The sequence below is a fragment of the Streptomyces sp. NPDC056503 genome, assembly GCF_042794995.1.
Classification (GTDB): Bacteria; Actinomycetota; Actinomycetes; order Streptomycetales; family Streptomycetaceae; genus Streptomyces.
In genome coordinates this window covers 1-4,580 of sequence record NZ_JBHTST010000244.1, presented here as the reverse complement: position 1 = coordinate 4,580, position 4,580 = coordinate 1, and the positions used below count along the sequence as shown (strand labels likewise).

The following is a 4,580-nucleotide window of genomic DNA, read 5'->3' as shown; positions in this document are numbered from 1 at the left end:
GCGGCCGCGGGCGCGGCGGCCGGCAGCGCGGTCAGCGCGGTGGCGCACAGGGCGAGGGAACACACCGAGCGCGCGGCCCAGGACCGCGCGCGGGAAATGGGAGGTCTCATGTTCGGCTCATCCCCTCGTCAGGACCGTGTGGACGATCATGAACTGACCGTCCGTCATATGGGAGTATTCGCAGGGACCGCGGTCAAGGACGACACGCTCCCCGCGGCCCTTCCCCGACTCCGCACATCTGTCCGTCGAACACGCCCCGACCTGCGGGGGTCCACGGCGCCCGCCACGTCGAAGACCACCCGAACTGCTTGGAGGAATGCCGTTACACGGGGCTCGTTCCGGCGTACGCTGGACCTTTCGTGGGGTGATCGCCCCGGCGCCCCGACCGTGCGCCGGGCGTGCGCCCCCTGTGTGGGGGTGGAACGTGGCACGACAGGACGGCAGGCCGGCCCGCCTGGGTTTCGGCCTCTTCGAACGCGAGGCCGCGCTCGACGCCGCGGAGGAGGCGCTCGACCTCCTCACCGGCCTCGCGCCGGGCGAGCCCCCGTCCCCGCCCGAGCGCGTGCCCGCCCCGCGCGACGCCCGTGTCGTCCCCCTCCACGCCGCCCGCTCCGCCTCGGCGGACGCCCCGCGCCCCGTCGAACCGCCCGCCGCGCAAGGCGGCGTCCTCGTCTACGCCGCACCCGCCGGACTCGGCAAGACCACCCTCCTCGCCGAGATCCGCCGCCGCGCCGGCGCCCGGGGCTGCACCGTCCTCTCCGCCCGCGGCGGCGACCAGGAGCAGCGCGTCGCCTTCCACGTCGCCCGCCAGCTCCTCCAGCCCCAGCTCGCCCACGCCTCCGACGCCGAACTCCGCGAACGGCTCGGCTCCTGGTACGACATCGTCGGCCCCGCACTCGGGCTGCGCGCCGCCACCGCCGGCTCCCCGCCCGACCCCCAGGGCCTGCGTGACGGCCTCGACTGGGTCCTCACCCACCTCGCCGTCCGCCGCGCCCCGCTCGTCGTCGTCCTCGACGACGCCCACTGGGCCGACCCCGAGTCCCTCGGCTGGCTCGCCTCCTTCGCCCCGCGCGCCGAGGACCTCCCCATGCTCCTCGTCGTCGCCTACCGGCCCGACGAACTGCCCGACGAAGGAGCCGAGTTCACCGGCCACAGGTCCGGACAGCGCCCGCACGGCCTGGCGCCCCTCACCGCCGAGGCCGTCGCCCGGCTCGTCCGGGACCGGATCGGCGCCCACGCCGACGACGCCTTCTGTCACGACTTCTGGTCCGTTACCTCCGGCAACCCCTTCGAGACCGTCGAACTCGCCGCCAAGGTCCGCGACCGCGGCCTCGACCCCACCGCCGACGGCGCCCACGAGCTGCGCGACCTCGCCGCCGCCCTCAAGGGCAGCGGCCTCGTCAGCCGCCTCGAACGCCTCGGCACCACCACCATGCGGCTCGCCTGGGCCTGCGCCGTCCTCGGCACCGAGATCTCGCCCGCGCTCGCCGGCGCCCTCGCCGGACTGGGCGACGAGGCCGTGGCCGACTGCGCCGAACGGCTCCGCGAGGCCCGCGTCCTCGCCGACACCGGCAGCGCCGACGGCCCGCTCGAATTCGTCCACCCGCTCATCGCGAGCACCATCTACCGCGCCATCCCCGACGCGATCCGGGTCGCCTTCCACGGCCAGGCCGCCTGGTGCGTCATCGACGCCGGACTCGGCCCGGCCGCCGCGGCCCGCCACCTCCTGGAGACCCACCCCGAGGGCGACTCCTGGGTCGTCACCCAGCTGCGCGCCGCCGCCCGTGAGAACCTCCGCGCGGGCGCACCCGACGCCGCCCGCCGCCACCTGGCCCGCGCCCTGCGCGAGCCTCCCACCGCCGACGAGCGGGCCGCCGTCCTCTTCGAGCTCAGCTCCGCGTCGCTCCTCACCGAGCCCGCCACCACGGTGAACCACCTGCGCGCGGCCCTGGAGGAGCCCATCTCCGACCAGGCGCTGCGCCACGGCATCGTCTACCGCCTCTCCCAGGTCCTCGCCCACAGCGACCGGCTGGTCGAGGCGTCCGAGCTGCTCGAACACGAGAGCCGGCAGACCACCGACCCGCGCAGCCGCCTCCGCATGCAGGCCGAACGGTTCATGTGGGACGCGCTCCGCTCCGACGAACCGGAGTCGCCGGCCCGCTCCCGCCGTCTCACGACCCTCGCCGACCGGCTCACCGGCCGCGACCTCACCGAGCGGTACGTCATCGGCCTGCGCGCCTGGGACGCCACCCTGCGCGCCGAACCCGCCTCCGTCGCCCTCCGCCACGCCGAGCGCGCCCTCGAAGGCGGCCTCAGCTGGGCCGACGAGAGCCGCGGCTTCGAGGTCCCGGTCCTCGTCGCCCTCACCCACCTCTACGCCGACCGGCCCGGCCGCGCCGAGGAGCTCTTCGCCGCGGGCACCGCCGAGTTCGAGAAGCAGGGCTGGCGCGGCGCCCACCTCTCCTTCGCGTACACCCTCCTCGGGTACATCCGCTTCCGCCGGGGCCGGCTCATGGAGGCCGAGGACTTCGCCCGCGCCGGACTCCGCCTCGCCGAGCGCGTCGGCCCCCGCACCCCCGCCCTCTGGTACGCCACCGGCGTCATGATCGAGGTCCTGCTCGCCCGAGGCCGTACGGAGGAGGCCGAGCGGGTCGCCCGCGACCACGACTTCGGCGAGCCCTTCCCCGCCACCGTCACCATCCCCGACTGCGAGACCGTCCACGCCGAGCTGCTCCTCGCCACCGGACGCGCCGAGGAGGCCGCCGCCGCGCTCGCCGACATCGGCCGCCGGCTGGAGCCGCGCGGCAAGCGCAACCCGTCGTGCAGTCCCTGGCAGCTGTACCTCGCCCTCGCCGAGGCCGCCACCGGCTCCCCGGCCAGGGCGCTCACCACCGCCGAGGACGCCGTCTCCCGCGCCCGCCAGTACGGCGCGCCCTCCGCGATCGGCCAGGCGCTCCGGGTGACCGCCGAGGTCTCCGAGGGCGCCGAGCGGATCAAGCTCCTGGAGGAGTCCGTCGACTGGCTGGACCAGTCCCCGGCCGCGTACGAGCTGGCCCGCTCCCTGATCGCCCTCGGCGCGGCGCTCCGCCGGACCGAACGCCACGCCGAAGCCGCCGAGCATCTCTACCGGGGTCTGGAGACCGCCCAGGACTGCGGCGCCGACGGCCTGGTCGAGGAGGCCAGGGCCGAGCTCGCCGCCGCCGGGCTGCGCCCGCGCGCCCTGCACACCGCCGACGGCAACTCGCTCACCGCGCGTGAGCGGGCCGCCGCCGGGGCCACCGTCCGCGGGCAGGACCCGGCCGCCACCCTCGGCGTCGACGCCACCACGGCCGCCCGGCTGCTGTCCGCCGTCTACCGCAAGCTGGGCACCGACCGCTCCGGCCTCGCCCACGCCCTCGGCGAGCCCGGCGCGTCCGAGGGCCCGGCGGAGACGCCCGTGGCGGCCGACCCGGCCGACTGAGTCCCGGAAGGCACCCGTACGGCGCCGGGAGGGCGGAGCCCGGCGCCGCACCGCGCGCCCGGGCACGTACCATGGCCGTATGTCCTTCCTCCGCCGCCGCAGCGCCACTCCCGCTGGCCCGGACTTCGATGTCCTCGCCATGGACCCGGGGGACTGGCCCGGCAATCTCGGCGCCGGTCTGCTGCCCGCTCCCGACGGTTCCTGCCAGGGCGTCTTCCTGCGCTACGACCTCTTCGGCGGCCGCGGCCCCGCGATGATCATCGGCAACCTCCCCGAGGGCTCCCCGGCCCGGGAGCTCGCCGAGGGCCAGATCCCCTTCGAGGTCGCCCAGCTCCTTGCCGCCCTCGAGAACGACGAGCCGGTCGAGGTGCTCGACACCGAGGACGTCCCCGTCATGCAGGGCGACAACCTCCTCATCGTGCGCCGCCTCAAGCTCTCCGAGAGCCGCATCTCCTGCGTCCAGTTCGACCGCAGCGACAACGTCCTGGTGACGATCGCCAGTTGGGACCGGCCGATCACCGACGACCTCTACGCGCTGCTCAAGCCGTTGCCCGCCGAGCTGTTCCAGCAGGGCTGAGCGGGGAGGGCGGGGGCCGATGAGCGCACGCGTCGACGCCTGGATCTGGGCGGTCCGGCTGACCAGGACCCGCTCCCAGGCCGCCGCCGCCTGCCGGGCGGGCCACGTCAAGGTCAACGGCGAGCGGGCCAAGCCCGCCCAGGCCGTGAAGCCGGGCGACGAGATCCGGGTCTTCGTGGCCGGCCGCGAGCGGATCGTCGAGGTCAAGGAGCTGCTGACCAAGCGGGTCGGCCCGCCGGTGGCGGCCGAGGCGTACGTGGACAACAGCCCGCCCCCGCCGCCGCGCGAGCACGTCGCCGTCGCCGCCGTCCGCGACCGCGGCGCGGGACGCCCCACCAAACGCGAGCGCCGCGAACTCGACGAGCTGCGCGGCCGCCGGCCCTAGACAGCCGGCGTGAGGGCCGCCCCGGCCGGTCCGGGGCGGGTCTCTTCCACCCGAGCGCTTCATCTGCGCCGGCGGGCCGACGCCCCGGGACCGATGGCGGTCCGTATTGACGGGTACGTCGCGGTGCGGGAGTACTCCGCTCCGTTCACTGGAGAGTA

General features: G+C 75.8%; 3 protein-coding genes. All 3 read left to right on the top strand.

All coding sequences use genetic code 11. The features are described 5' to 3' along the window. Positions 1 to 424: 424 nt before the first annotated feature. The 3 genes from ACFQ8C_RS36510 (at position 425) to ACFQ8C_RS36500 (ending at position 4,422) form a co-directional block, all read left to right on the top strand. The gene (locus ACFQ8C_RS36510) at positions 425 to 3,460 is read left to right on the top strand and encodes an ATP-binding protein (protein WP_383466198.1); all 3,036 of its coding nucleotides are present in this window, start codon (positions 425 to 427) and stop codon (positions 3,458 to 3,460) included. Between the two features lie 79 nt (positions 3,461 to 3,539). Next, on the top strand, positions 3,540 to 4,037 hold the full coding sequence (locus tag ACFQ8C_RS36505; RefSeq protein ID WP_030494979.1) for a hypothetical protein: 498 nt from the start codon (positions 3,540 to 3,542) through the stop codon (positions 4,035 to 4,037). A 19-nt stretch (positions 4,038 to 4,056) separates the two neighbouring features. Then, the gene (locus ACFQ8C_RS36500; protein WP_383466196.1) at positions 4,057 to 4,422 is read left to right on the top strand and encodes an RNA-binding S4 domain-containing protein; all 366 of its coding nucleotides are present in this window, start codon (positions 4,057 to 4,059) and stop codon (positions 4,420 to 4,422) included. The last annotated feature ends 158 nt before the right edge of the window (positions 4,423 to 4,580 follow it).